This window comes from Serratia sp. CY27727 (assembly GCF_052169275.1).
In the GTDB taxonomy this organism is placed as follows: Bacteria; Pseudomonadota; Gammaproteobacteria; order Enterobacterales; family Enterobacteriaceae; genus Serratia; species Serratia sarumanii.
Map to the genome: position 1 here is coordinate 53040 of NZ_JBJNLB010000008.1, position 26427 is coordinate 79466.

The window sequence follows — 26427 nt, forward strand, 5'->3', positions numbered from 1 at the left end:
TTTCGATGGTTACACGCGTTCACATTTTTATTTTAGCGTACACGTGTACACTGGAATTATTCTCAGTTAAGCTGCTTTGCGTTAATTTCGCACAAAGCAGGGCATTTTGAGGGGTTGCGCGTTATGGGGAAAACGGACGTAGTGAAAGCCGGGAGCAATAAGATTGTCGCTGCGGCTTATCCGTGGGCGGAAGAGATCGCCAACAGCATCAGCCACGGCATCGGGCTGGTGTTCGGTATCGTCGGCCTGGTGTTGCTGCTGGTGCAGGCGGTGAATACCGGCGCCGATGCGACGGCCATCACCAGTTACAGCCTGTACGGCGGCAGCATGATCCTGCTGTTTCTCGCTTCCACGCTGTACCATGCGATCCCGCATCAGAAGGCCAAGCATTGGCTGAAAAAATTTGACCACTGCGCCATTTATCTCCTGATTGCCGGGACTTACACCCCGTTTCTGCTGGTGGGGCTGGATTCGCCACTGGCGAAGGGCCTGATGGCGGTAATCTGGGGATTGGCGCTGCTGGGGGTGCTGTTCAAGCTGGCCTTCGCTCACCGTTTTGAAGCCCTGTCGCTGGTAACCTACCTGACGATGGGCTGGCTGTCGCTGATCGTGATTTATCAGCTGGTTACTCGGCTGGAGGCCGGCGGCGTCACGCTGCTGGCGATTGGCGGGGTGGTCTATACCCTCGGCGTGATTTTCTACGCCTCCAAGCGCATTCGCTTTGGCCACGCCATCTGGCACGCCTTCGTGCTCGGCGGCAGCGCCTGCCATTTCATGGCGATCTACCTCTACGTCTAAACGTTATCGCTACGTCTGAATGCGTATTGAACGGGCGCCTCTTTTGTTTTAAAAAAGAGGCGCTTGCTTCTTTCGGGTATCCAGCAAGCCCGTTCTTTCATTTCTGAGCCCGCATACTCTTTCTCTAAACTTTGTTCAGGACTCATCACGATGATCGTTCGCTTATCCAAAGCGCTGCTGGTCTGCGCTATCGCTTTGTTCGCTTCGCTGGTGGCCTTCGGCAATATCACCGATTACGGCTCCAACTTCGCCTTCGTGCGCCACGTCTTTATGATGGACACCATTTTCCCCGACGCCACCATCGGCTACCGTTCGATACAAACGCCGTGGCTGCATCACGCCGGCTATATCTTCATCATTGCGCTGGAGAGCCTGACCGCGCTGCTGTGCTGGATCGGCGGCCTGCGCTTGCTGTGCGGCCTGAAACTGCCCGCTAAAGCTTTCAACGGCAGGAAAAAGCTGGCGGTAGTGGGGCTGACGCTGGGCTTCCTCACCTGGCAGGTCGGCTTTATGTCGATTGGGGGCGAGTGGTTTGGCATGTGGATGTCGAAACAGTGGAACGGCGTGCCCGATGCGTTTCGCTTCTTCGTCACCATCATTCTGGTGCTGATTTATCTGGTGCAGCGCGACGGGGAGTTGGACGAGTAACGAAGACGGCCGCAGGCTGGGCGCCTACGGCCGACGGATTATTTCTCTTCGGCCAGCGAATACGGTAGCGGTTTGATCGCCAGCTGGCTGGCGGCATCCTCGCGCACCCGCAGCTTGCTGTCGGCGTCCAAATCGTTGTTCATCACCACCTGCACCCACAGCCTGCCGTCGGCCAGTTGGCTCGACGCCAGCACGGTGCCGGTGCGGCGCCAGTTTTCACCCAACTGCAGCTCCAAATCTTCCGCCGCCTGCGGGGCGCGGGCCGCCTTACCTTCCAGCCAGTAGAGCGCACGCTTGTTGGCGCCGCGGAATTTGGCGCGCGCCACCATCTCCTGACCGGTATAGCAGCCTTTACTGAAGCTGATGCCTTCCAGCGCCTGCAGGTTGGTGGCCTGCGGGATCAGCTGCGCGCTGTTGGCGGCGTCGATAACCGGATAACCGGCCTCGATCTCCAGCGCCAGCCACTGGCTGCTGTCGTTCAGTTCCGCCTGGTCATGCAGTTTGCCGATCAGCTGTTCGGCCACGGCGGGGCGGGTCACCAGCAGAAAACGTTCCGCCGGCGCATTGAAGTGCAGGAGCGTGGTCTCGCCGTCCTGCACTACCGGGTGCTCGGCGCTCGGCAGCGTGGCGAACAGATCCGCCAGCGCGGCGCGCGCCTGGAAACCGGCGACGCCCAGCAACACCGCGTCGTTATCGGCGGCGATGGTGACTTTGGAGAACACCGCGTATTTTTTGATTTCCGCCAGCTGGCTGTCCAGCACGCTGCGGCGTTCCAGATAGGCGAAGCCTTCGCCACGGTGGAACAGACGCAGGTTGCTCCACATTTTGCCCTTGGCGTCGCAGTGGGCGCACAGCACGTGTTGATCGGCCGCCAGCGCGTCGATGTCCGCCGTCACCTGGCCCTGGAGATATTTCACCGTGTCCGGCCCGTTCAGCGTCACCAGCGCCCAATCTTCCAGCGAGATCAGCGTCAGGGGCAGATGGGTGGAAGCGGAGGGCTGACGGGGTGGGAATGGAATGTTATGCGCCATAGTAAGTTCCTGCTCAACGTTTAGCTTACCTGAAGGGTATTGAACCCATGGTAAAAGAGGCGGCGGGCTTTGCAAACTGTTATTCGCGCCGCGGCGCCGGGGTGCGCTTTTTTTGGCATTTTGCGCTTTATTACGCTTTCCGCAGCAAAGCGCCTTCCCGGTGTGTATGTCAAATTGTTACTCTATAGGCTTGCGGCCTGGGCACCCTTGCAGACAGATCCCCGGCTGATGGAATTATATTGCGACGGCGTTGCCATACAGTGTGTCATTTGAACCCTGCGCTGGCGCTGCCGCGCTGAAAAGAGGTGAGTCATAACAACATGGATATTAACAACAAAGCACGTATTCACTGGGCTTGCCGCCGTGGCATGCGCGAGCTGGACATCTCCATCATGCCGTTCTTCGAGTACGAATACGACAGCCTGAATGACGCGGACAAGGCGCTGTTTATCCGCCTGCTGGAGTGCGACGATCCCGATTTGTTCAACTGGCTGATGAATCATGGCGCGCCGCAGGACGGCGAGCTGCAGAGAATGGTGACCCTGATCCAAACGCGAAATAAAGACCGTGGCCCAGTGGCGATGTGATATCCGCATTTCCTGGCGCACCCAGCTGTTTTCACTGTTGAGCCACGGCGTGTTGATCCTGCTGATCCTGATTTCGCCCTGGCCGGAAGGTTTTGGCCCGCTCTGGCTGGTGCTGCTGACGCTGGTGGTGTTTCAGTGCATTCGCAGCCAGAAGCGCATCGCCGCGGCGCAGGGCGAGCTGCGGCTGCTGGCGGACCGGCGCTTCAGCTGGCACGGCCGCGAGTGGCGGCTGGCGAAAAAACCGTGGATGCCGGGTTACGGCATGCTGCTGACGCTGCTGCCGATGGAGGGCAAAAAGCGCCGCCGGCTGTGGCTGGCTTCCGACTGCATGAGCAAAGAGGAGTGGCGCCACCTGCGGCAGCTGTTGTTGTATCCGCCGGCGGGTGACGGCGAGGATCCCTGATGAAACCCGTACTCTGGTTGGTGGAGGATGAACCCAGCATTGCCGATACGCTGGTTTACACGCTGGAGAGCGAAGGCTTCGAGGTGCGCTGGTTCGAACGCGCGGAACCGGCGTTGCAGGCGCTGGCGCAAGGCGCGCCCGCGCTCGCTATCCTCGATGTCGGTTTGCCGGATATCAACGGCTTTGAATTGTGTCGCCGCCTGCTGGCTCAGGCGGCCGACCTGCCGATTCTGTTTCTCACCGCCCGCAGTGATGAAGTGGATCGCCTGATCGGGCTGGAGATCGGCGCCGACGACTATGTCGCCAAGCCGTTCTCTCCTCGCGAGGTCAGCGCGCGGGTGCGCACCATTTTGCGTCGCCTGCACAAGCAGCAGCGCCTGCAGCAGAGCGCGCCCTACCATTTCGGCGCTTTCGCGCTCGACGAAGACGCGGCCACCATCTCCTACCATCAGCGGCCGCTGTCGCTGACCCGTTACGAATACCTGCTGCTGAAGACGCTGCTGTTGGCGCCCGGACGGGTGTTCTCGCGGCAGCAACTGATGGAAAGCGTTTGGGCGCAGGCGGAAGAAAGCCTGGATCGCACCGTCGATACCCACATCAAAACGCTGCGCGCCAAGCTGCGTGCGGTGGAACCCGGTGAGCCGCCCATCCACACCCACCGCGGATTGGGCTACAGCGTGAGCCGCCAGCCATGAAAATTGGCCTGCGCCTGCTGCTGGGGTATTTTCTGATCGTAGCGGTGGCCGGGTACTTCGTGCTGAGCATTTTCGTCCAGGAAGTGAAGCCCGGCGTGCGGCGCGCTACCGAAGGCACGCTGGTGGACACCGCCAACCTGTTGGCGCAGATCGCCCGTCAGGACATGCAGCGCGGCGATGCGGCGCATGGCCAACTGGCGCAGGCGTTTACGCAGCTGAATCAGCGGCCGATCGGCGCCAACATTTCCGGCATCCGCAAGGATCGCAGTGAATATCACGTCTATCTTACCGATGCCCAGGGCCGGGTCATCTTCGATTCCGCCGGCCGCGCGCAGGGGCAGGACTATTCGCGTTGGAATGACGTTTATCGGACGCTGCGCGGCCAGTACGGCGCCCGCAGCACCCGCAGCGACCCGCAGGATGAAAACAGTTCGGTGATGTATGTGGCCGCGCCGGTGATAGAACAAGGGCGCATTATCGGCGTGCTCACCGTGGGTAAACCCAACAGCACCATGGCGCCGGTGATCAAGCGCAGCGAACGGCGCATTCTTTGGGCCGGCGCGTTGCTGCTGGGGATCGCGCTGCTGATCGGGGCGGTGTTCGTCTGGTGGATCAACCGGTCGATAGGCCGGCTGGTGCGTTATGCCGACGGGGTGGCGCAGGGCGAAAATGCGCCATTGCCCAAAGTGGGCGGCCGGGAACTGACCCAGCTGGCGCAGGCGTTGGAGAGCATGCGCCTGAAGCTGGAAGGCAAAGCCTATATCGAACAATATGCGCATGCCCTGACGCATGAGCTGAAAAGCCCGCTGGCGGCGATCAGAGGCGCGGCGGAGCTGTTGCAGGAGCTGCCGCCGCCGGAAACCGCTCGGCGTTTTCTCACCAACATTGAGCAGCAAAGCGCGCGCATCCAACAACTGGTGGATAAACTGCTGGTGCAGGCGCGGCTGGAGAGCCGGCCAGAAATGGAGACGGCGCCCATCGCGATCGCGGCGTTGATCGACCAGACGGTGGCGTGCAAAGAGGCGCAGGCGACGCAGCGCGGCGTCAGGTTGCGGCTGGAGGCGCTGGTGGAGGTGACGCTGAACGGCGATGCGTTGCTGATCAGCCAGGCGCTGACCAACCTGCTGGACAACGCGATCGACTTTACCCCGCCGGGCGGTTGCGTCAGCGTGCGAGGCGAACGGCGGGAACAGCATTACTGCATCAGCGTTTGCGACGACGGCAGCGGCATTCCTGACTATGCGTTCGATAAGGTGTTCGAGCGCTTTTATTCGTTGCCGCGCGCCGAACGGCCAAAAAGCAGCGGGCTGGGGCTGAACTTCGTGCAGGAGGTCGCCCGTCTGCATCATGGCGGCATTCACCTGCGCAACCGCCGGCCGCACGGGGTGGAAGCGACCTTCATGTTATCGCTGTGACTTCACCTTCCCTTCACATAACCACATTCTGATTTCACCTGCGGGTTTTATCGTGGCCTCATTACCTACGAGGAGCGAGCATGATGAAATCGGTACTTTTCTGGAAAATAACCACGCTGCTGGGATTGATGGTGGTGATGTTGATCCCCATCGCCCAACTGATGAGCGTGATCGACGAACGCAGCGGCTATCGGCAAAGCGTGGTCGGGCAGGTGAGCGAAAGCACCAGCGGGGCGCAGCGCGTGCTCGGCCCGTTGATTGTCATTCCTTATGTTGAACGAGAAGAAAAAAAAGACGAGAAAGGGCAAACGGTGGTGCAGCGGGTGCAGCATCACCGCTATTTGCTGCCGGAGTCGCTTCAGGTGCAGGGGGCGCCGAATGTGGAAGTGCGCAAGTTGGGCATTTATCAGACGCAGGTTTACCAGGGGCCGCTGAATTTCAAGGTGCGTTTCGGCCAGCCGGAGCTAACGGATTTGCAACGCGCCAACGTGACCGTCGGCCAGCCGTTCCTGCTGGTGGCGCTGAGCGATTCTCGCGGCATCAAGAGCATTTCCCCGCTGGCAACGCCGCAGCCGGTGGCGTTTGAGCCGGGCACCGGCGTGGGATCGTTGCGCCAGGGGATCCACGCACCGCTGACGCTGGCGGCGCTGCAACAAAAAGCGGGGCTGAGCGCCGACTTCACCCTGACGCTGGCGGGCACCAGCAGCCTGTCGCTGGTGCCGCTGGGGCGCAGCAGCGAGCTGCAGCTGCAAAGCAACTGGCCGCACCCGAATTTCCTCGGCAACTTCCTGCCGGACGAACGCAAGGTGACGGAGCAAGGGTTTAGCGCTCGCTGGCGCAGCACCTGGTTCGCCAACAACATCAACAGTGCGTTCCATTACGACGATGGCATTATCGACGAGGACAAGCTGCCGGCCTTCAGCGCCAACCTGGTCGAACCGGTCGATCACTATCAGTTGACCGAGCGCGCGGTCAAATACGCGCTGCTGTTTATCGGGCTGACGTTTATGGCGTTTTTCCTGTTCGAAACCCTGACCGGGCTGCGGGTGCACCCGATTCAATACCTGCTGGTCGGCGCGGCGCTGGTGTTGTTCTACCTGATTCTGCTGGCCTTCTCCGAACACCTGGGATTCGCTCTCGCTTACCTGGCGGCCAGCATCGCCTGTAGCGGACTGATCGGCTTCTACCTGAGCGCCGTGCTGCGCGGCAAGCTGCGCGGTGCGCTGTTCGCCGCGAGCCTATTGCTGTTGTACGGCGTGCTCTATTTGCTGCTGCAGTCGGAGGACAATGCGTTGGTGCTGGGGGCGGGGCTGCTGTTCGCCATTCTGGCGGGCATTATGCTGTTGACGCGCAAGTTGGACTGGTATCAGGTGGCCGATCCGGCACGTCTGGCAAAGGAGACGCCGGCCGGCGAAGACGAACCACGCTTCCGTCTGTGGAAATAAGCGGGGGAAATCGGGCGCGTTGAGCGCCCGATAGCGGCTACAGCAGCGGCTCCATTTCCAGCAGGATCTGCTCGCACCATTGCTGCAGGCGCTCTTCGCTCAGATCGTATTGATTGACCTCATCGAGCGCCAGGCCGACGAAGTGTTTGCCGTCGGCGCTCAGCGGTTTGGGGCTGGTGAACTCGAAGCCCTCGGTTGGCCAGAAGCCGATGAACTGCACGCCCAGCGGCGCGATGTGATCGTGCAGCATGCCCAGCGCATCGAGGAACCACTCACCGTACCCGAGCTGATCGCCCATGCCGTACATGGCGACGATTTTGCCTTTCAGATCCAGCGCCGCCAGCTGCGGCCAGATCGCTTCCCAGTCTTCCTGCAGTTCGCCGAAATCCCAGGTCGGGATGCCGAGGATCAGTATGGAATAGTCCTCCATCAGCTTGGGAGAGACGTCTTTCAGGTTGTGCAGGTCGACCAGGTCTTCACCCAGAATCTCACGGATTTTTTCTGCCGCCATCTCGGTGTAGCAGGTGCTGGAGCCGTAAAACAGACCAATCTTCATGTGTAAACCGTTACGTTGCCGTTTAGAGAATTGCAGCGAGTATACCTGATTTGCGTCGGCTTAAGGCATAATGGCGCGGGTGGAAATGCAACAAAGAGAGGACCGCGTGCAACAGCAAGACCATGCGCTGATTGAACAATTCCTGGATGCGCTGTGGCTTGAGCGCAATCTGGCGGAAAATACGCTGGCCTCCTACCGGCTGGATTTGCAGGCGCTGGGCACCTGGCTTGGCCAGCAAAACACCGCCTTGCTGCAGGCGCAGGCGTTGGATCTGCAGGCGTTTCTCGCCGAGCGGGTGGACGGCGGCTACAAGGCCACCAGCTCCGCGCGTTTGCTGAGCGCCATGCGCCGCCTGTTTCAGTACCTGTACCGCGAAAAGCTGCGCGCCGACGATCCCACCGCGCAGTTGGCGTCTCCCAAGCTGCCGCAGCGTTTGCCGAAGGATCTGAGCGAGGCGCAGGTCGATGCGCTGCTGCAGGCGCCCTGCGTCGATCAGCCGCTGGAGCTGCGCGACAAGGCGATGCTCGAAGTGTTGTACGCCACCGGGCTGCGGGTTTCCGAACTGGTGGGGCTGAGCATCAGCGACGTCAGCCTGCGGCAGGGCGTGGTGCGGGTGATCGGCAAGGGCAACAAGGAGCGGCTGGTACCGCTGGGCGAAGAGGCGGTCTACTGGATCGAAAATTATCTGGAGCACGGCCGCCCGTGGCTGGTCAACGGCCAGACGCTGGATGTGCTGTTCCCCAGCACCCGCTGCCAGCAAATGACCCGACAGACGTTCTGGCATCGCATCAAACACTATGCCATCCTTGCGGGCATCGACAGCGAGCGTCTGTCGCCGCACGTGTTGCGGCACGCGTTCGCCACCCATTTGCTGAACCATGGGGCCGATCTCCGTGTCGTACAGATGTTGTTAGGGCACAGCGATCTCTCGACCACGCAAATTTATACTCATGTAGCGACCGAACGACTGAAACAGCTACATCAACAGCATCACCCGCGCGCCTGAGCGGCGGGTTCGAAAGGATTGGAACAATGAAAAAAGGTTTAATGCTGCTCTCACTGCTGGTGGCTTCGGTGACCAGCGCCGCCCATGCCGATGACGCGGCGATCAAAAAAGCGCTCGCCAGCCTGGGCATCCAGCAGGCGGACGTGCAGCCTTCACCGGTCAATGGACTGAAAACCGTGCTGACCGACAGCGGCGTGCTGTACGCCTCCGAAGACGGCAAGCATATCCTGCAGGGCCCGCTGTTCGACGTCAGCGGCAAAGAGCCGGTCAACGTGACCAACCAACTGCTGGGCAGCAAGATGGACGCGCTGAAAGATCAGATGATCGTCTACAAGGCGCCGAAAGAGAAACACGTGATCACCGTGTTCACCGACATCACCTGCGGTTACTGCCACAAGCTGCACCAGCAGATGAAAGAGTACAACGATCTGGGCATCACCGTGCGCTACCTGGCGTTCCCGCGCCAGGGGCTGGCCTCCCAGGCTGAGAAAGACATGCAGTCGATCTGGTGCACCGCAGACAAGGCCAAGGCGTTCGACGCCGCCATGAAGGGCGATGCCGTTTCTCCGGCGACCTGCAAAACCGACATCAGCAAGCATTACGAGCTGGGCGTGCAGTTCGGCATTCAGGGCACGCCGGCGATCATCCTGGAAAACGGCATGATGATCCCGGGCTATCAGGGGCCGAAAGAGATGGCCGCCATGCTGGATGCGCACCAGGCCGCCACCAAAGCCGGTGGTTAATCGCCGGTGAGTATCAAAACGCAACTACGTCGCCGCCCGGCGGCGGACGACACGCATCTGCCCGCCAGTTTGCCACCGCTGCTGCGCCGGCTTTACGCCCTGCGCGGCGTGCAGGCTGAGCAGGAGTTGGAACGCGGCGTCAAGGGCATGCTGCCCTGGCAACAGCTGGACGGCATCGACGCCGCCGTCAGCCTGCTGCAACAGGCGCTGGCCTACGGCCGCCGCATCATGGTGGTGGGCGATTTCGACGCCGACGGCGCCACCAGCACCGCACTGACGGTGCTGGCGCTGCGCAGCATGGGCGGCGCCAGCGTCGACTACCTGGTGCCGAACCGCTTTGAAGACGGCTACGGCCTGAGCCCCGAAGTGGTGGAGCAGGCGGCGGCGCGCGGTGCGGAGCTGATCGTCACCGTCGATAACGGCATCTCCTCCCACGCCGGCGTCGACGTGGCGCACGCCAAGGGCATGCAGGTGTTGGTGACCGATCACCACCTGCCGGGCGAGACCCTGCCGGCGGCCGAAGCGATCGTCAATCCTAATTTGCGCGGCTGCGGTTTCCCGTCCAAATCGCTGGCCGGGGTGGGCGTCGCGTTCTACCTGATGTTGGCGCTGCGCGCCCGGCTGCGGGACAGCGGCTGGTTCGAACAGCGCGCGCTGGCGATGCCCAATCTGGCGGAACTGCTGGATCTGGTGGCGCTTGGCACCGTGGCCGACGTGGTGCCGCTGGACGCCAACAACCGCATTCTGGTGTATCAGGGGTTAAACCGCATCCGTGCCGGCAAATGCCGACCGGGCATCCGCGCGCTGCTTGAGGTGGCCAACCGCGATGCCCGCCAGCTGGCGGCCAACGATCTCGGTTTCGCCCTCGGCCCGCGTCTCAACGCCGCCGGCAGGCTGGACGACATGTCGATCGGCGTGGCGCTGCTGCTGAGCGACGATATTGCGCAGGCGCGCATGCTGGCCAACGATCTCGACGCGTTGAACCAGACGCGACGGGAGATAGAGCAGGGCATGCAGGTGGAAGCCCTGCAGCTGTGCGACCAGTTGGAGCGCACCAGCACCGAGCTGCCTTACGGGCTGGCGATGTATCACCCGGAATGGCACCAGGGCGTGGTGGGTATCCTCGCCTCACGTATCAAAGAGCGTTTCCACCGCCCGGTGATCGCGTTCGCGCCGGCGGGCGACGGCATCCTGAAAGGCTCCGGCCGTTCGGTGCCTGGCCTGCACATGCGCGACGCGCTGGAGCGGCTGGATATGCTGAACCCCGGCCTGATGATGAAGTTCGGCGGCCACGCGATGGCGGCCGGGCTGTCGCTGGAAGAGGCTAGGTTCGACGAGTTCCGCCAGCGCTTCGGCGAGCTGGTGGGGGAATGGCTCGATCCGGCGATGCTGGAAGGGGTGATCTGGTCTGACGGCGAGCTGGCGATGCAGGAGCTGTCGCTGACGACGGCGGAGCTGCTGCGTGAGGGCGGCCCGTGGGGGCAGGCGTTTCCGGAACCGACCTTCGACGGCAAGTTCCGCATCCTGCAGCAGCGGCTGGTGGGCGAGAAACACCTGAAGCTGATGGTGGAGCCGCTCGGCGGCGGCCCGCTGCTCGACGGCATCGCATTCAACGTGGACACCACGCTGTGGCCGGACAGCAGCGTGCGCGAGGTCGAACTGGCCTACAAGCTCGACGTCAACGAGTTTCGCGGCAACCGCAACGTGCAGCTGCTGATCCAGCATCTTTGGCCGCGCTGAGACGAAATTGAACACAATTCGGGGATTGGGCTCTCCAATCCCCCGCATCCTTCCCGATCGCCACAAAAACTGACCAACTCGCTATAAACTGCCGCCCGGATCCGTTAGAATTAGCGGTTCCAATGGCATTCCGCCATCGACGACATCAACGTAAAAGAACGAAACCATGTTTGAAATTAACCCGGTAAAAAACCGAATTCAGGACCTGTCCGAGCGGACTGCGGTTCTTAGGGGGTATCTTTGACTATGATGCCAAGAAGGAACGCCTAGAAGAAGTCAACGCCGAGCTGGAGCAGCCGGACGTTTGGAACGAGCCGGAGCGCGCACAGGCGCTCGGCAAAGAGCGCGCCGCGCTGGAAGCCATCGTTGAAACCATCGATCAGCTGGAGCAGGGCGGTGAAGACGTCGGCGGGCTGCTGGAACTGGCGGTGGAAGCCGACGATGAAGAGACCTTCAACGAAGCGGTCGCCGAGCTGGATCAACTGATGAGCAAGCTGGATCAGTTGGAATTCCGCCGCATGTTCTCCGGCGAATACGACAGCGCCGACTGCTATCTGGATATCCAGGCCGGCTCCGGCGGCACCGAAGCGCAGGACTGGGCCAGCATGCTGCTGCGCATGTACCTGCGCTGGGCCGAAGCCAAGGGCTTCAAGACCGAAGTGATCGAAGAGTCCGACGGCGACGTCGCGGGCCTGAAATCTGCCACCATCAAGATCATCGGCGATTACGCGTTCGGCTGGTTGCGCACTGAAACCGGCGTTCACCGCCTGGTGCGCAAGAGCCCGTTCGACTCCGGCGGCCGTCGCCACACCTCGTTCAGCTCGGTGTTCATCTACCCGGAAGTCGACGACGATATCGATATCGAAATCAACCCGGCGGATCTGCGTATCGACGTGTACCGCGCCTCCGGTGCGGGCGGTCAGCACGTCAACAAAACCGAATCCGCCGTACGTATTACTCACCTGCCAACCAACATCGTGGTGCAGTGCCAGAACGATCGTTCTCAGCATAAGAACAAGGATCAAGCGTTTAAACAGCTGCGAGCCAAGCTGTACGAGTTTGAGATGCAAAAGAAAAATGCTGATAAGCAGACGATGGAAGACAACAAGTCCGACATCGGCTGGGGCAGCCAAATCCGCTCTTACGTGCTGGATGACTCCCGCATCAAGGATTTGCGCACCAACGTCGAAACGCGTAACACGCAGGCCGTACTGGATGGCGACCTGGATAAATTCATTGAGGCAAGTTTGAAAGCCGGGTTATGAGGAATAGAAATGTCTGAACAACAAGTACAGGGCGCCGATCAGGCGCTGGATCTCAATAACGAACTGCAGTCCCGCCGCGAGAAACTGGCCGGCCTGCGCGAGAACGGCATTGCGTTCCCGAACGACTTCCGTCGTGACTCCACCTCCGACAAACTGCACGCCGCGTACGGCGATAAAGACAACGAAGAGCTGGAAGCGCTGGGCGTAGAGGTGACCGTCGCCGGCCGCATGATGACCCGCCGCATTATGGGCAAGGCATCCTTCGTCACGCTGCAGGACGTGGGTGGCCGCATCCAGCTGTACGTCGCGCGCGACGATCTGGCTGAAGGCGTGTACAACGACCAGTTCAAGAAGTGGGACCTGGGCGATATTCTCGGCGCACGCGGCAAGCTGTTCAAAACCAAGACCGGCGAACTGTCGATCCACTGCACCGAGCTGCGTCTGCTGACCAAAGCGCTGCGCCCGCTGCCGGACAAATTCCACGGCCTGGCGGATCAGGAAACCCGTTACCGCCAGCGTTACCTGGACCTGATCGCCAACGAAGAATCGCGCAACACCTTCAAGGTGCGTTCTCAGGTGATGTCGGCTATCCGTAACTTCATGGTGGAACGCGGCTTCATGGAAGTCGAAACCCCGATGATGCAGGTGATCCCGGGCGGTGCGTCCGCGCGTCCGTTCATCACCCACCACAACGCGCTGGATATCGATATGTACCTGCGCATCGCGCCGGAACTGTATCTGAAGCGTCTGGTGGTTGGTGGCTTTGAGCGCGTGTTCGAAATCAACCGCAACTTCCGCAACGAAGGCGTTTCTCCGCGTCACAACCCAGAGTTCACCATGATGGAACTCTACATGGCTTACGCGGATTACAAAGACCTGATCGAGCTGACCGAGACGCTGTTCCGCACCCTGACCGAGAAAGTGCTGGGCACCTCTCAGGTGCAGTACGGAGACGAAGTGTTCGACTTCGGCAAGCCGTTCGAGAAGCTGAGCATGACCGAGGCGATCAAGAAATACCGTCCGGAAACCGATCTGGCTGACCTGGCCGACATGGGCAAAGCGGTAGCCATCGCCGAATCCATCGGCATCAAGGTTGAGAAGAGCTGGGGTCTGGGCCGCGTCGTGACCGAGATCTTCGAAGAAGTGGCGGAAAGCCATCTGATTCAGCCGACCTTCATCACCGAGTACCCGGCTGAAGTGTCGCCTCTGGCGCGCCGCAACGACGTCAACCCGGAAATCACCGACCGCTTCGAGTTCTTCATCGGCGGCCGTGAAATCGGCAACGGCTTCTCCGAGCTGAACGACGCCGAAGACCAGGCGCAGCGCTTCGCCGATCAGGTGAACGCCAAAGACGCCGGCGACGACGAAGCGATGTTCTACGACGAAGACTACGTCACCGCGCTGGAGCACGGCCTGCCGCCGACCGCCGGTCTGGGCATCGGTATCGACCGCATGGTGATGCTGTTCACCAACAGCCACACCATCCGCGACGTGATTCTGTTCCCGGCGATGCGCCCGCAGAAATAATTCCGTTTAGCGTGCAACCACCGGTGCAGGCAACTGCGCCGGTTTTTTTTGCCCACCGGACTTAACCGCTTAAAACATCGACAGTTACGCGCCATCTCCGCTTGCCCGCCGCCGATAACCGGTTATAATGCCTGTCGCACACCGATGCGGGTGTAGTTCAATGGTAGAACGGCAGCTTCCCAAGCTGCATACGAGGGTTCGATTCCCTTCACCCGCTCCAGCACTCCCTCTTGAAAACATCCTGATTCTTCGAAACGTTATCCCGAACCAATCCTTTGCTCATAAAGCGCTGTTTCTGTTTGTCCGCCATTCCAACCGCATCATCAGCACTGTGGTGAAGAAAGCGGGGCAAAAAAATGCCGCCCCGGGGGACGGCATGTCGCTCTCTAGCGAACCAGATGCAAGAAATGCAGGTGTTTCTCGTACTGGTCAAGAATATCGTTGATCAACTGCTCCTGGTTCCAGCCCATGACATCGTAGTTTTGGCCGCCTTCTTTCAGGTAGATCTCCGCGCGATAATACTTGTGCTGCTCGGCTTGCTGTTCATCGTTATCCAGCCCGGCCAGAGCGAACGTCGGCGAACTGTAGCCGCGCAGTCTGACTTCATAGATAAAGTTAAGCTCATCGCCCAAATCGACCTCGAAACGAATGCGGTCTTCCGCAGTGGCGTTGATGCTGCTGAGCGTGTTTTGTTTACTCAGCTCTTCCTGCACCAGCGTCATGGCAGGCTGGATGACCTCATCCATAAAGCGCTTAACCAGCGAGCGTTTTGGCAGATAGGCGATATTGCGCAGCCTGCGCTGCCAGGGAATGGGGTTGCGGGCGGCGGTGGGGGCGATGGTGGCCATATTTTGGCTGTCGCGCTTGGTCAGATCGCGACGCAGCGCCTTAAGCAAGCCGTAGATGGAGACCAGCAAGATGGCCGAGAACGGCAATGCGCTGGCGATGGTGACGGTTTGCAGCGCGCTGAGCCCCCCGGCGATCAGCAAGGCGATGGCGACGATGCCCATCAGCGACGCCCAGAAAATGCGTTGCCAAACCGGCGTGTTGCTGGAGCCGCCCGAAGCCAGCGTATCCACGACCATGGCGCCGGAATCGGCGGAGGTGACGAAAAAGACGATAACCATCGCCATGGCGATAAACGAAAGCACGCTGGAGAACGGGAAATGCTCCAGGAAGTTAAACAACGCCAGCGCCACGTCTTGCTGTACCGTAGCGGCGAGGTCTGTCGCGCCCTTTTCCATGATGAGGTAAATGGCGCTGTTGCCGAACACCGTCATCCACATGAGGGTGAAGCCGGCCGGGACGAACAGCACGCCCGTGACAAATTCGCGGATGGTTCGGCCGCGGGAAACTCGTGCGATGAACATACCGACGAAAGGCGACCAGGAGAGCCACCACCCCCAATAGAGCAGCGTCCATCCGCCTAACCAGTTGCTGGATTTCGGCTCATAGGCATACAGGTTGAACGTCTTGCTGACCAACTCGGACAGATAGCCGCCGGTATTTTCCACAAAGGATTTCAACAGCAGAACGGTTGGCCCCAACAGCAAGACCAAGGCCAGGAGCAACAGCGCCAGGCCAAGGTTCAGCTCCGACAGAAAGCGTATGCCTTTCTCCAGCCCTGAAACCACGGAAATGGTGGCCAGCCCGGTAATCACCACGATCAATATCACCTGAACGGTTTCGTTGATCGGCACGCCAAACAGGTGGTTAAGCCCGGCGTTGACCTGCAACACGCCATAACCCAGCGAGGTCGCGACCCCGAATACGGTGCCGATGACCGCGAAGATATCGACGGCGTGGCCGATAGGGCCATAAATGCGGTCGCCGATGATCGGATAAAGCGCAGAGCGCAGGGTCAACGGCAGGCCATGCCGATAGCTGAAGAAGGCCAGAATCAACGCCACGATGGCGTAGATCGCCCAGGCGTGCAGCCCCCAGTGGAAAAAGGTCAGGCGCATGGCCTGTTTGGCCGCCTCGACGCTCTCGGGCGTGCCGACCGGCGGCGAAAGATAGTGCATAACCGGTTCTGCCACGCCGAAGAACATCAGGCCGATGCCCATCCCCGCTGAAAACAGCATGGCAAACCATGAGTGGTAGCGAAAATCGGGTTGCGCATGATCGGGGCCGAGTTTGATGTCGCCGTAGCGGGAAAGCCCCAGAAACGTCACGCTGAGCAAAATCAGCGCCACGGCCAAAATATAAAACCAGCTGGCGTTGGTGAAGATTTGTTGCTGCAGAAGTTTGAAGTTCTTGTCAGCGACGTCGGGGAAAAAGGCGGCGAACGCGACCAGAAGAAAAATGAGGACTGCAGAGGTGAAGAATACCGCTTTGTTGATATGGCTTTGCGGCTTTTTTAGGGGGGTGTCTTTCTCACTCATAAATTGATTTATTCCATTTGTTTGATTATCGCCCTGAATGGAGGAGAGGTGTAACCTGTTATATCGTAGCAAAATAGTCAGGCTGTCGGTGTCGGTCAATAGGGCGGAATTACCGCTGCCTGAGTGCGGTAATTCCGAGTTATTCCGTGTTGCCGTTAGTTAAATAAAAATGCCAATAACCCCGTCACCTTATTTTTATTTTCCCATCCTTCCAATTTCATGCAGGCATTAACGTGTTCTGTTCTGCGCATTGCATTGCTGTCCGAGGGAAAGACGCCGCCACCGGCGTTGGGGATCTCCGTGCCGTTGATAGTTATGGAGGAGAAGGCCGGTGAGCTGGCGCGTAAAGACAGATTCACGGGATAGCGCTGTTCGGCTGCCTGCTGGCAGCTTGTTCTGGCCGCTTCAAGGGGCGTTGGGGTTGCCGTTTGCGCTTCCCATTTCTCCGGCGTGGCGCAGGAAGACATCATCAACGCGGCGGCGATAACTGCATATTTTCGCAAAGTAAAAATCCATTTCTAAAATAAAATCCCCTTGATTCTACCCCCAGCGTGCCGCGATGGCCCGCTCAATAAGGTGAGCGGGCCGATGTGGCGAGTTAACTGAGGATATCTTCGGCGATCACTTTAAACAGCGTGTCTATTTCACTCTGGGTGTTGTAGTGCATCATGCCGATGCGCAGCACGCCGCCGTCCTGTAACCCCAACTGCTGGATCAGGCCCAGCGCATAGAAATGCCCGCTGCCGGCGCAGATGTTGTGCTGCCCGAGATGACGGGCGATTGCGTCAGGCGTCTGGCCGCTGAAGGTCAGGGCGAAGGTTGGCGTGCGGCGCGCGCTGTCCGCCTGTGAATGGCCGTAGAGCCGCACGCCGTCGAGTTGCTGCAGCCGTTGCAAAAAGTGACGGCACAGCGCCTCTTCATGCTGGTGGTAGGCGGCGAAACTCTCCTGCAAGCGCTGCCTTAACGGCGCGCCGGGCGTGCCCCACTGCGCCAGATAGTCGATCGCCGCCGCGACGCCGGCCAGCGCCTCGAAGCTTTGCGTGCCGGTCTCGAAACGGCCGGGGCCGACGTCGGTGGCCGGCTCGACTTTATATGGCCGCAGGCGTTGCAACCACTGCGGCGCAAGGTAGGCCATGCCGACGTGCGGGCCAAAGAACTTGTAGGCGGAGCACACCAGGAAATCACAGCCCAGCGCCTGCACGTCAATCAGGTTATGCGGCGCATAGTGCACGGCGTCGACATACACCTGCGCGCCGACCCGATGCGCGGCTTCGACGATGGTTTTGATATCGACGATGCTGCCGGTGACGTTGGAGGCGTAGCTGACCGCCACCAGGCGAGTGTTGGCGTTGATGCGTTCACACACCTTTGCGGCGTCGAGAGAACAGTCTGCGTTCTCCAGCGGTATCTGATGCACCATGGCTCCTTTGTCGGCGGCAGCCTGCTGCCAGCTGGAGACGTTGGCGTAGTGATCGAGCGCGGTGACGATGACCTCATCGCCGGCCTGCCAGTCGCGGCTGATGATGCGGCTGAGATGGAAAGTCAGCGTGGTCATGTTCATGCCGAAGACAATGTTGTCGGGCGACGGCGCATTTAACAAGGCGCGCACCGATTCTCGCGCCTGGCCCATCACCTCGCCGGTGACCCGGCTGGAGAAGTAGTGGCCGCCCAGGTTGGCGTTGTATTTCCCCAGGTAGTCCGTCATTTTTTCCAGCACGCCCCGTGAAACCTGCGCTCCACCGGGGCCGTCGAAAAAGATCGCCGGTTTGCCGTCGATTTGCTGAGACAGGGCGCTGAACTGGCGTCGGGCGAGCTCGGGCGTAAAGGTCATGCTTTCTCTCCCCGCGCGGTGAGGACGAAGAGATCCAAATGGCCTTCCTCAGTTGGGTTCACGGCGTTGATCGGCGTGGCGTTGTGCCACAGTTTGCTGTCCGCCAGCAGCACGGCCTCACCGTCCGCCAGCGCTTTTTTAAAGAAGGGATCGTGGTGGCTGTCGTCGTACAGCATGATTTCACCGCCGACGATGTTGTGCCGGTGAATGGCGATCATCGCGATATGGTCGAAACCGTCCTGGTGAATGCCTTCCGGCGCCACCTGGGTGTCTTTCTCAATGGCGACCACGCGCATCTGATGGATCTCAATCTCGGCGCCTTCCGGCAGCTCGTTGCTTTCTGCAAACAGGTTGCACATCTCCGCCATGCCGGCGCTCTGCAGTACGGCGCTGTCGATAGGCTCGAAGCGGCGCACCACGTTGCCCTGGAAGTGGTTGATCTGATCGGACTGCATGAAGGTGCGTGGCCCCACTTCGGCGACGTTGGGGTTGAGGTATTTAACGACCGAATAACGGCGCAGGCGATATTTGCCGTCGGCGTGTTGCGTGTGGGGCAAGGAGGAAAACGAAGGCATCAGTTGTTGGGTGGCTTGCGGGCTTAGTACAGTCATACTTATTACGTTTTCGTGTTTCTGTAACATAATCACCTCTAATAATAATAATTTCTGATGTTGTAGGGGGTAATTCGATTGAATTGTAGACGACTCTATAACCAACGCAATTTGGCGGTGGCGAGGTGTGACGGCGGTCGTAAAGTGGGGTGAACGCGGAGAGATAAAGTAGCGAAAAGTCGGCGGGCTCTACGATGAAACGGCGCGGCAGCTTGCCCGCACCGACAGGTATGAAGCGATGAGCGCGCGGCCCTTATGTTTAGAACGTCTCGAAATACAGCTCGCGCAGCAGCCAGGATATTTCGTTATTGGTGCGGTTCAGGACGTCTATTCTGTGAACCCCTATCGCTTCTGCGCGCAGGTCGAGCAGCAAGTTGCGAATCTGCCGGAATAACGGGGTTTGCGGGTTGGGTCTGGCCAACTGCTGACCACACAGTTTGATACCGGCGTCGCAGCCGGTGGCGATGTCCGTCAGGCAGCATGGACAGGTGGTTTTTTGGCGCGCCATATTGCGGCATTGTTGCCCGATTACCTGATTGAAGTGGCGTAATTGCAGGCAGACTTCCCGCGAGTTCAACGGGTTGGAATGGGTTGTCATCGGTTTCAGCTCCCTTGTCTGCGCCTATATTGGCACTTACCGATGAAGATAACCACGGACAAGCAGAGGGGGTATCGCCTTGTTTTATCTGCAAACAACTAAAGCGATGAGGCCCGCGGCGGCGGGCCGGTAACGTCAGGCGCGTTTAAACAGATTCGCCGCCTGGAACAGCGCAAAGGAGCTGACCAGCATCTCGATGCCGACGATCGCCGTCACCAGCGTGACCGACGCCGCCGGGCCTGAGCCGATCAGCATCCAGGCGATGATCAAATCAAGCACGCCGATAACGAACTGCAGCCAGTTGCCCGGCAGCCCGCGGCGCATGTAGCCCGCCGCCAGGCGCGCGATACCGCCGAGCGCGAACAGCACGGCGAGGTACACCGCCAGCGCCAGAATGCCCGCCAGCGGGCTGGCGATGAACACATAGCCGATAATCAGGTAGGCCACACCCAGCAAAATGCCGCCGATCATCGGCCAGGTATTCTGCGCCCGGTTGGCGATCATGGCGATAATCAGCCCGGCGCCGCTCAGCAGCAGCAGGATGCCGACCACGATGCTCAGCGCCGCGCCGGAGGCGAAAGGATTGACCAGGCACAGTATGCCGCCCGCCAGCAGCAGGAAGGCGATGATCAGCAGGGTAGTGCGTTGCTTTTTGAGCAGTTCTTCGCTCAGGAGGGGCAGATTATTGCGGTCGAGGTTCAACATGATAGTTCTCCATTTTGCGTATTACGATCCTGAAATCTATGACTGTCGATTACTAGCATAGTCGCCATTGGGGATATAAGAGAAAATGCCGCGGCAGTAATGGGTTGAAAAATCGCCTGCTATCCATTGAATTCATCAACAATGAAATCAATTAATACTCTGACAGCGGGAGGCAGGCCTTGTCGGGTGGGGTAAATGGCGACAATTTTATGCGCCTCCACAGACCAATCGTCGAAAACGGTTTTCAGGCTTCCTGCCATCAACTCTTGCTCCGCCAGCGCCAGCGGCAAAAAACCAACGCCGACGCCGCCCACCAAGGCATCTTTTATCAGGCGAATATCGTCGCACACCAGGCATGGATCGCTGTTGATTTTGATCTCGCGCTTGGCTTGACGAAATGTCCAGGTAGCCTGGATGTGTGAAGACAGCCAGCCAAGCGTGGGCACTTTCGATAAATCCGCAGGTTTGCTTAAAGCATATTTGTCGAATGCTGATGCGCTCACCATAAATGCAGAAGGTATGGTGCAAATGGTCCGCATAACCAGATTGCTGTTTTTGGGCACGTCGGTGACAATTTTTAATGAGATATCATACCCTTCGGCAATGATATCAACATCTCTGTTGAATATCTTTACATGCAGACTGACCTCGGGGTACTGCAACATGAACTTGGTTAAAATAGCTGGCAAGCCAAGATCAATAAGCATGTTTGAACATGTTATCCTTATTTTTCCCGTGGGTTTTTCGATTTTATTAATAATGAAATTATCCGCCTCTTCAGCGGCGGTGAGCATTTTTATACAGTAGCGATAATATTCCTTTCCGATATCGGTAATCATTATTTTTCGGGTTGAACGTTGAATTAACCTGACGTTAAGCCTCTTTTCAAGATTGGATATTTTTCTGGACAGCATGGATTTTGATATGCCGAATTTCTTGCTGGCGGCAAGAAAACCACCACATTCAACCACTTTGGCAAACATAAACATTTCATTGAAATCTATCATACAAATCTGACCTTCCCATTGGTGAAATACTTATTCCCAATTTCATTACTGTTTATCCTGTCGATTCATTGCTAGTTTGAAAAGTGAAGATTTCATTGCATGGTAAATATTTGAAATGCTTCAAACCATCAGAATTTGATGATATGGCGCCGGACGCGTTGAAATATCTCTGGTCGTTACGACGAGTTAGCCGCCGACCGGCGCTTAAAAAATCGCCACAAGGTTTCAGGATGAATAAGTGAGGATATATGAGCTCTCCAGCCAACTTTAATAATCAACGCCCGGTGATTAACCCTGCCGATGCGGCAATGCTGCTTATCGACCATCAAAGCGGTTTGTTTCAAACGATCGGTGATATGCCCATGCCTGATCTGCGCCGCTATGCGACAGCGCTCGCCAAAATCGCCACTCTGGCGAAAATGCCTGTCATTACTACCGCTTCCGTGCCGCAGGGGCCAAATGGGCCATTGATTCCGGAAATCCACGAAAGTGCGCCCCATGCGCAGTATGTCGCTCGCACCGGACAGATAAACGCCTGGGATAACCCGGATTTCGTTGCGGCGGTGAAAGCCACGGGCAAAAAACAGTTGATCATCGCAGGTACGATCACCAGCGTTTGTATGGCTTTCCCGGCGATCAGCGCAATTGACGCCGGTTATCAGGTGTTTGCCGTGGTTGATGCCTCCGGCACCTATTCCAAGATGGCTCAGGAAATCACCTTGGCTCGCGTGGTGCAAGCCGGGGCGGTGCCGATGGATACCGCCGCCGTCGCGTCGGAAATTCAGCAAACCTGGAATCGCGCGGATGCGGCTGAATGGGCAGACGTGTACACCTTAATCTTCCCGAACTATCGCTTGCTGATTGAAAGCTACAACAAAGCGCAGGATGTGATTAAGAAAAACGAGATCCTGGACTCGCAGCGTTGAAACGTCCTTTGCCTGCTCGTTTTTCGCTTGGCGCCTGAGGGCGCCATTTTCGTGTTGTTTATCGCCCCCCTTTATCCCCCTTTTTTGACTGACCCGGCGCAAATGTTACACTGTGCGGCTGACGCGTATCAGAACCGAAACGACGACTGGGGACAGGATTTGAGCACAGGAAGCAAACTGGCAGGGTGGCGCCGCGTGGCGGTGTGTTTGGCATTGGGGCTGCTGTTGGCTGGGTGTTCGGGCAAAAACACCTATAACCGCGACTATGACAAACTGCCGAAGGGCAGTTATTCCGGCAAAACCTATACCGTCAAACGGGGCGATACGCTGTATTACATCGCCTGGATCACCGACAGTGAAGTCAGCGAGCTGGCCAGAATCAACAAAATTCGTCCGCCTTATAGCCTCGAGGTGGGGCAGAAACTGCGGCTGAGCGGCAGCGCGCCGGCCAAAACCGCCGCTACGCGCCGTAAAAAGTCGTCTTCCGCCGCAATCGTCAAACAAACGCCGCCGCCGGGCGCTTCCCGCTGCTGGCGCTGGCCGACCAGCGGTCGGATCGTGCAGGCATACTCCAATTCCGACGGCGGCAATAAGGGCATCGATATCGCCGGCAAGCGCGGCCAGCCGATCTACGCTTCCGCCAAGGGCAAAGTGGTGTACGTCGGCAATCAGCTGCGCGGCTACGGCAATCTGATCATGATTAAGCACGGTGAGGACTTCATTACCGCCTATGCGCACAACGACACCACGCTGGTGCGCAACGGTCAGGATGTGAAAGCGGGGCAGAAGATCGGCACCATGGGCAGCACCGGCACTGATTCGGTATTCCTGCACTTCCAGATCCGCTACCGCGCGACCGCGCTCGATCCGCAGCGTTATCTGCCGCCGCAGGGTTCGTCGCCGTCTTGTTGACGTCAGTCAGGCTCCGTGAGGAGCCTGACTTTTGTTATTTCAGCGGCAGGTAAAGATCGGTCACCAGTTCATATTCCGCCACCTCGTGCACAAAGTTGTGGTAGTGGAAATAGAGCGGAAAATCGCGCGGTTCCTCGCCGCTGTTCGGCAACCACTCGCTGTAGAGATGGCGAGCGCTTTCAGACAGCCCATCCAGCGAGCCGTGATGGCGCAGCACCGCGCAGCGTCCGGCCGGCAGCGTGCTGTTCACCACGCCGAAGGCGTTGTCTTCGGGGATCGGCGCAGTGACCTCGCCGCAAATGAAGAAGCGGAAGTCCTGCGCTTCGGTGGTGGCCGGATCGTGCGGTGCGATGCCGTAAGTGCGGCTGCTTCTGACCGGCGACAGGCCGCTGGTTTTGCGCCACTCGATAAAGCGTGCGGCGGTTTCGTTGACCAGCGCGGACGGGCCGCGATGTTCGATCATCGCCACCGGCGTGGCCGGGAAGTCGACAATGTCTACCTTCATGGGTTGTTTCCTTGTGTGTTTCGGCTCGGGAAAGCGCTGCTGCCAATCGATCCAGGCCGGCCGTTTGCGAAACTGGCTTGGCGTTTGGCTGAACGCCTGTTTGAAGGCGCGGCTGAAGGACTCCGGGTTTTGAAAACCGGCGTCCAGCGCGATGTCAATCACCGGCTCCAGTGGGTTATACGCCAGGCGGTACGAGGCGCGTTTGAGCCTCATCCACTGGATATAACGCCACACCGAGATGCCGCAATACGCGCTAAACTGGCGTTGAAAGTGAAAGCGCGAAAAGTGGGCCACTTCGCTCAGTTTTTCGACGGTGAGCGCCTCGTCCAGGTGGCGGTCGATATAGTCAAAGACCTGCGCAAAGCGCTTTGCATACGTCTGGGTCATGTGATTGTCTCCTCCATGCCTGAACTTTGCCCGAGCCGCCGCTGCTTCTCCTGACGGATGATGCTGAGTTGCCGCCGCAGGAAAACGGGATGGCTGCGGCGTTCGCCGCCGGCCAGGCCAAACTCATAACCCCCGCGCGGCCGTGCGCCGCGATCCCGACCGAGAAGATGAATATTACATGATGGATCGTTCCCGTTTGCTGAAATTCCTGCTGCCCTACCTGTGGCCGAAAGACAACCCGCGGCTGCGGGGGTACCTGGTGGTGGCCTTCGTGTTCATGGTGGCGGCCAAGGTCAGCACCACGCTGGTGCCGCTGGCCTACAAAGCGATGGTCGATGCGCTGAGCGGCGAGACGGCGAAAATGCTGGCGGTGCCGCTGGGGCTGATCGTCGCCTACGGCGTGGCGCGGGTGGGCGGCGCGCTGTTTGAGGAACTGCGCAACGTGATGTTCATTCACGTCAGCCAGAACGCCACGCGCCTGCTGGGCGTGCGGGTGTTTCGCCAGCTGCATGCGCTGAGCCTGCGCTTCCATCTGGAGCGCCAGACCGGCGGGCTGTCGTTGTCCATCGAGCGCGGCACCCAGGCGGTGTCCACGGTGCTGTCGCGGCTGCTGTTTTCCATCGTGCCGATCCTGTTCGAGCTCTCGCTGGTCACGGCGATCATGTGGCACATGCTGAACGGCTGGTTCGCGCTGGCGATCCTGACGACGGTCGGCTGCTACATCCTGTTTACCGTGCTGGCGGTCAGCTGGCGCACCCGCTTTCGCCGCGAGCTCAACAAGGCCAACGCCGACGCCAACAGTAAATCCATCGACAGCCTGCTGAACTATGAGACCGTGAAGTACTTCGGCAATGAAGAGTTCGAGGCCGAGCGTTTCGACCTGTCGCGCCGGCTGTACGAATACGCCGCCATCAAGAACCAATTCAGTTTTACGGCGATCAACCTGGGGCAAACCGCCATTATTTCGATCGGGCTGATCGTGATGATGGCCATGGCGGCGCAGGGCATTACCCAGGGAACGATGACGGTCGGCGACTTCGTGCTGGTCAACGCCTATCTGCTGCAGCTGTATCAGCCGCTGAACTTCTTCGGCTTTATTTATTCCGAGGTGCGCCAGGCGCTGATCGACATGGAGAACATGTTCGATCTGCTGCAGGAAAAGCGTGAGATCGTCGATAGCCCGGATGCGCAGCCGCTGCGTCTCGATCGCGGCGAAGTGCGGTTCGACGCGGTCAGCTTCGGTTACGACACGCGGCGGCCGATCCTCAAGCAGGTGAGTTTTACCATTCCGGCGGGCCACACGGTGGCGGTGGTCGGCGCCTCCGGCGCGGGCAAGTCCACGCTGTCGCGCCTGCTGTTCCGTTTCTACGACGTGCAGGGCGGCGCCATTACCCTCGACGGCCAGGACATTCGCCAACTGACCCAGGCCAGCCTGCGGCAGGCGATCGGCATCGTGCCGCAGGATACGGTGCTGTTCAACGATACGCTGCGCTACAACATCGGCTACGGCAAAACCGACTCCAGCGATGAAGAAATCGAGCGGGCGGCGCGGCTGGCGCATATCCATGATTTTATCGTCGGTTTGCCCGACGGTTACGACACCCGGGTGGGCGAGCGCGGGCTGAAGCTGTCGGGCGGTGAAAAGCAGCGGGTGGCGATCGCGCGCACCATTCTGAAAAATCCGGCCATCCTGGTGTTCGACGAGGCGACCAGCGCGCTGGATACCCAGACCGAGCGCGAAATCCAGGGGCACCTGCGCGAGGTAAGCCGCAACCACACCACGCTGGTGATCGCCCACCGGCTCTCCACCGTGGTGGACGCCGATGAAATCATCGTGCTGGAGGCGGGGGAGATCGTCGAGCGCGGGGGGCACGAGGCGCTGCTGGCGGCTAACGGCCGCTACGCCGCGATGTGGCAAACCCAGTACAGCGAAGAGCAGGAGCCACACTGACGGAGGCGATCACGCCGCCGATGGCGCGGCCTTGAGCCGTTGTATCACGTAGTCGCAGGCGATGCGGCAGTCCTGCTTCAGGTCCGTCTCGTCGCCGGCCAGGCTGCCTCGCAGCCAGAGCCCATCGATCATCGCCGCCAGCCCGCGCGCCGCGTCGCGCGCCTGCGGCAGCGGCAGCTCGCGGCGGAACTGGCTGCAAATATTGGAATAGAGCCGCCGATCGTTGGCGCGCTGCAGGCGGCGCAGCACCGGCTGATGCATGCTGGCGGCCCAGAAGTCGAGCCAGGCGCGCATGGACACGGCATTGGTTTGGCTGGGGTGGAAGTTGCCCTGGATAATGGCGAACAGCTGTGACTGGCTGTCGCTTGCCGCCTGCGCGCGGCACTCGGCCACCGCATCGCGCAGGTCGCGCAGGATTTTGCGCATGGTGGCGCTCAGCAGCCCCTCTTTATCGCCAAAATAGTGGCTGACGATGCCGGTCGACAGCCCGGCTTCTTTCGCCACCTGAGACAGGGTGACGCCGGCCAGCCCGACGACGTTAATGGTCTCGAAGGCGGCGTTAATCAACTGCTCCTTACGCTGTTCCGGAATGTCTCTTCGGTACATATTTTCCTCAACTGATAGGCCAATCACACTTTGGATTTGATTGATTGAACGGTCAATCAATACTCTATATGCTGCGAAAATGTCAAATAAATGGCGATAATATGTTAACTAAAAGTTGCATTGAAATCGTCTGTCTTTCGCATCA

Annotated in this window: 26 protein-coding genes and 1 tRNA gene; 16 read left to right on the top strand and 11 right to left on the bottom strand. The window is 59.3% G+C overall.

Features of this window, described 5'->3' with window-relative positions:
* Positions 1 to 123: 123 nt before the first annotated feature.
* Entirely contained in the window at positions 124 to 798 is a 675-nt protein-coding gene (gene trhA, locus ACJ8HB_RS18345; protein ID WP_033639467.1) for a PAQR family membrane homeostasis protein TrhA, read from the top strand.
* A 150-nt stretch (positions 799 to 948) separates the two neighbouring features.
* The gene (locus ACJ8HB_RS18350) at positions 949 to 1446 is read left to right on the top strand and encodes a DUF2165 family protein (protein WP_033649451.1); all 498 of its coding nucleotides are present in this window, start codon (positions 949 to 951) and stop codon (positions 1444 to 1446) included.
* Between the two features lie 38 nt (positions 1447 to 1484).
* On the opposite strand, the gene ygfZ is transcribed toward ACJ8HB_RS18350, so the two are convergent.
* On the bottom strand, positions 1485 to 2477 hold the full coding sequence (gene ygfZ / locus ACJ8HB_RS18355; RefSeq protein WP_047570651.1) for a tRNA-modifying protein YgfZ: 993 nt from the start codon (positions 2475 to 2477) through the stop codon (positions 1485 to 1487).
* Between the two features lie 320 nt (positions 2478 to 2797).
* Here ygfZ and sdhE point away from each other — a divergent pair, with 320 nt between their 5' ends.
* The 5 genes from sdhE to creD all read left to right on the top strand — a co-directional run bounded on the left by sdhE (position 2798) and on the right by creD (position 7022).
* Entirely contained in the window at positions 2798 to 3064 is a 267-nt protein-coding gene (gene sdhE / locus ACJ8HB_RS18360; protein ID WP_004931679.1) for an FAD assembly factor SdhE, read from the top strand.
* On the top strand, positions 3045 to 3467 hold the full coding sequence (locus ACJ8HB_RS18365) for a protein YgfX (protein WP_047570653.1): 423 nt from the start codon (positions 3045 to 3047) through the stop codon (positions 3465 to 3467). The genes sdhE and ACJ8HB_RS18365 overlap by 20 nt, the downstream gene beginning before the upstream one ends.
* On the top strand, positions 3467 to 4162 hold the full coding sequence (creB, locus tag ACJ8HB_RS18370; RefSeq protein ID WP_047570655.1) for a two-component system response regulator CreB: 696 nt from the start codon (positions 3467 to 3469) through the stop codon (positions 4160 to 4162). Before ACJ8HB_RS18365 ends, creB begins: the two co-directional genes overlap by 1 nt.
* The gene (creC, locus tag ACJ8HB_RS18375; RefSeq protein ID WP_047570657.1) at positions 4159 to 5577 is read left to right on the top strand and encodes a two-component system sensor histidine kinase CreC; all 1419 of its coding nucleotides are present in this window, start codon (positions 4159 to 4161) and stop codon (positions 5575 to 5577) included. The genes creB and creC overlap by 4 nt, the downstream gene beginning before the upstream one ends.
* 80 nt (positions 5578 to 5657) lie before the next feature.
* Positions 5658 to 7022 carry a cell envelope integrity protein CreD gene (creD, locus tag ACJ8HB_RS18380; RefSeq protein ID WP_047570659.1) on the top strand — a complete coding sequence of 455 codons (1365 nt, stop codon included), beginning with the start codon at positions 5658 to 5660 and terminating at the stop codon, positions 7020 to 7022.
* A gap of 37 nt (positions 7023 to 7059) precedes the next feature.
* On the opposite strand, the gene fldB is transcribed toward creD, so the two are convergent.
* Entirely contained in the window at positions 7060 to 7578 is a 519-nt protein-coding gene (gene fldB / locus ACJ8HB_RS18385; RefSeq protein WP_004931683.1) for a flavodoxin FldB, read from the bottom strand.
* 106 nt (positions 7579 to 7684) lie between these two features.
* Here fldB and xerD point away from each other — a divergent pair, with 106 nt between their 5' ends.
* The 6 genes from xerD (at position 7685) to ACJ8HB_RS18415 (ending at position 14079) form a co-directional block, all read left to right on the top strand.
* Positions 7685 to 8584 carry a site-specific tyrosine recombinase XerD gene (gene xerD / locus ACJ8HB_RS18390; RefSeq protein WP_033638574.1) on the top strand — a complete coding sequence of 300 codons (900 nt, stop codon included), beginning with the start codon at positions 7685 to 7687 and terminating at the stop codon, positions 8582 to 8584.
* 26 nt (positions 8585 to 8610) lie between these two features.
* Positions 8611 to 9327 (top strand): bifunctional protein-disulfide isomerase/oxidoreductase DsbC, encoded by a 717-nt coding sequence (dsbC, locus tag ACJ8HB_RS18395; protein WP_033635824.1) that lies wholly within the window; start codon positions 8611 to 8613, stop codon positions 9325 to 9327.
* 6 nt (positions 9328 to 9333) lie between these two features.
* A complete protein-coding gene (recJ, locus tag ACJ8HB_RS18400; RefSeq protein ID WP_047570661.1) occupies positions 9334 to 11067 on the top strand; it encodes a single-stranded-DNA-specific exonuclease RecJ in 1734 nt (577 codons plus the stop codon).
* Between the two features lie 166 nt (positions 11068 to 11233).
* A protein-coding gene (prfB, locus tag ACJ8HB_RS18405; protein ID WP_096242572.1) for a peptide chain release factor 2 occupies positions 11234 to 12332 on the top strand; the annotation gives its coding sequence in 2 pieces (ribosomal slippage) (positions 11234 to 11308 and positions 11310 to 12332; 1098 coding nt in all).
* A 9-nt stretch (positions 12333 to 12341) separates the two neighbouring features.
* Positions 12342 to 13859 (top strand): lysine--tRNA ligase, encoded by a 1518-nt coding sequence (lysS, locus tag ACJ8HB_RS18410; protein WP_094860048.1) that lies wholly within the window; start codon positions 12342 to 12344, stop codon positions 13857 to 13859.
* 146 nt (positions 13860 to 14005) lie between these two features.
* A tRNA-Gly gene (locus tag ACJ8HB_RS18415) sits at positions 14006 to 14079 on the top strand.
* Between the two features lie 166 nt (positions 14080 to 14245).
* On the opposite strand, the gene ACJ8HB_RS18420 is transcribed toward ACJ8HB_RS18415, so the two are convergent.
* The 7 genes from ACJ8HB_RS18420 to ACJ8HB_RS18450 form a co-directional block, all read right to left on the bottom strand.
* On the bottom strand, positions 14246 to 16243 hold the full coding sequence (locus ACJ8HB_RS18420) for a BCCT family transporter (protein WP_060428875.1): 1998 nt from the start codon (positions 16241 to 16243) through the stop codon (positions 14246 to 14248).
* 155 nt (positions 16244 to 16398) lie between these two features.
* Complete coding sequence (locus tag ACJ8HB_RS18425) at positions 16399 to 16746, bottom strand: hypothetical protein (protein ID WP_223307138.1); 348 nt, start codon at positions 16744 to 16746, stop codon at positions 16399 to 16401.
* Between the two features lie 95 nt (positions 16747 to 16841).
* Positions 16842 to 18074 carry a cysteine desulfurase-like protein gene (locus ACJ8HB_RS18430; RefSeq protein WP_047570666.1) on the bottom strand — a complete coding sequence of 411 codons (1233 nt, stop codon included), beginning with the start codon at positions 18072 to 18074 and terminating at the stop codon, positions 16842 to 16844.
* The gene (locus ACJ8HB_RS18435; protein WP_223182037.1) at positions 18071 to 18685 is read right to left on the bottom strand and encodes a 2OG-Fe dioxygenase family protein; all 615 of its coding nucleotides are present in this window, start codon (positions 18683 to 18685) and stop codon (positions 18071 to 18073) included. The genes ACJ8HB_RS18430 and ACJ8HB_RS18435 overlap by 4 nt, the downstream gene beginning before the upstream one ends.
* A gap of 259 nt (positions 18686 to 18944) precedes the next feature.
* Entirely contained in the window at positions 18945 to 19283 is a 339-nt protein-coding gene (locus ACJ8HB_RS18440) for a hypothetical protein (RefSeq protein WP_033654075.1), read from the bottom strand.
* Positions 19284 to 19418: 135 nt separating this feature from the next.
* Positions 19419 to 19988, bottom strand: coding sequence for an HdeD family acid-resistance protein (locus ACJ8HB_RS18445; RefSeq protein ID WP_033654076.1), 570 nt, complete (start codon positions 19986 to 19988; stop codon positions 19419 to 19421).
* Positions 19989 to 20107: 119 nt separating this feature from the next.
* Complete coding sequence (locus ACJ8HB_RS18450) at positions 20108 to 20995, bottom strand: LysR substrate-binding domain-containing protein (protein ID WP_072270408.1); 888 nt, start codon at positions 20993 to 20995, stop codon at positions 20108 to 20110.
* A gap of 248 nt (positions 20996 to 21243) precedes the next feature.
* Between ACJ8HB_RS18450 and ACJ8HB_RS18455 the strand changes: the two genes are divergently transcribed.
* Together ACJ8HB_RS18455 and actS are read left to right on the top strand one after the other, a co-directional pair.
* Positions 21244 to 21921 carry a hydrolase gene (locus tag ACJ8HB_RS18455; RefSeq protein ID WP_033635814.1) on the top strand — a complete coding sequence of 226 codons (678 nt, stop codon included), beginning with the start codon at positions 21244 to 21246 and terminating at the stop codon, positions 21919 to 21921.
* A gap of 159 nt (positions 21922 to 22080) precedes the next feature.
* On the top strand, positions 22081 to 22833 hold the full coding sequence (gene actS / locus ACJ8HB_RS18460; RefSeq protein WP_033635813.1) for an amidase activator ActS: 753 nt from the start codon (positions 22081 to 22083) through the stop codon (positions 22831 to 22833).
* A 34-nt stretch (positions 22834 to 22867) separates the two neighbouring features.
* Here the strand turns inward: actS and ACJ8HB_RS18465 are convergent, their stop codons facing one another.
* Complete coding sequence (locus tag ACJ8HB_RS18465) at positions 22868 to 23725, bottom strand: AraC family transcriptional regulator (protein WP_060424033.1); 858 nt, start codon at positions 23723 to 23725, stop codon at positions 22868 to 22870.
* A gap of 181 nt (positions 23726 to 23906) precedes the next feature.
* On the opposite strand from ACJ8HB_RS18465, the gene ACJ8HB_RS18470 reads away from it, so the two are divergent.
* A complete protein-coding gene (locus tag ACJ8HB_RS18470) occupies positions 23907 to 25676 on the top strand; it encodes an ABCB family ABC transporter ATP-binding protein/permease (protein WP_060424103.1) in 1770 nt (589 codons plus the stop codon).
* Positions 25677 to 25685: 9 nt separating this feature from the next.
* Here the strand turns inward: ACJ8HB_RS18470 and betI are convergent, their stop codons facing one another.
* Positions 25686 to 26282 (bottom strand): transcriptional regulator BetI, encoded by a 597-nt coding sequence (betI, locus tag ACJ8HB_RS18475; protein ID WP_033649464.1) that lies wholly within the window; start codon positions 26280 to 26282, stop codon positions 25686 to 25688.
* Positions 26283 to 26427: the final 145 nt, after the last annotated feature.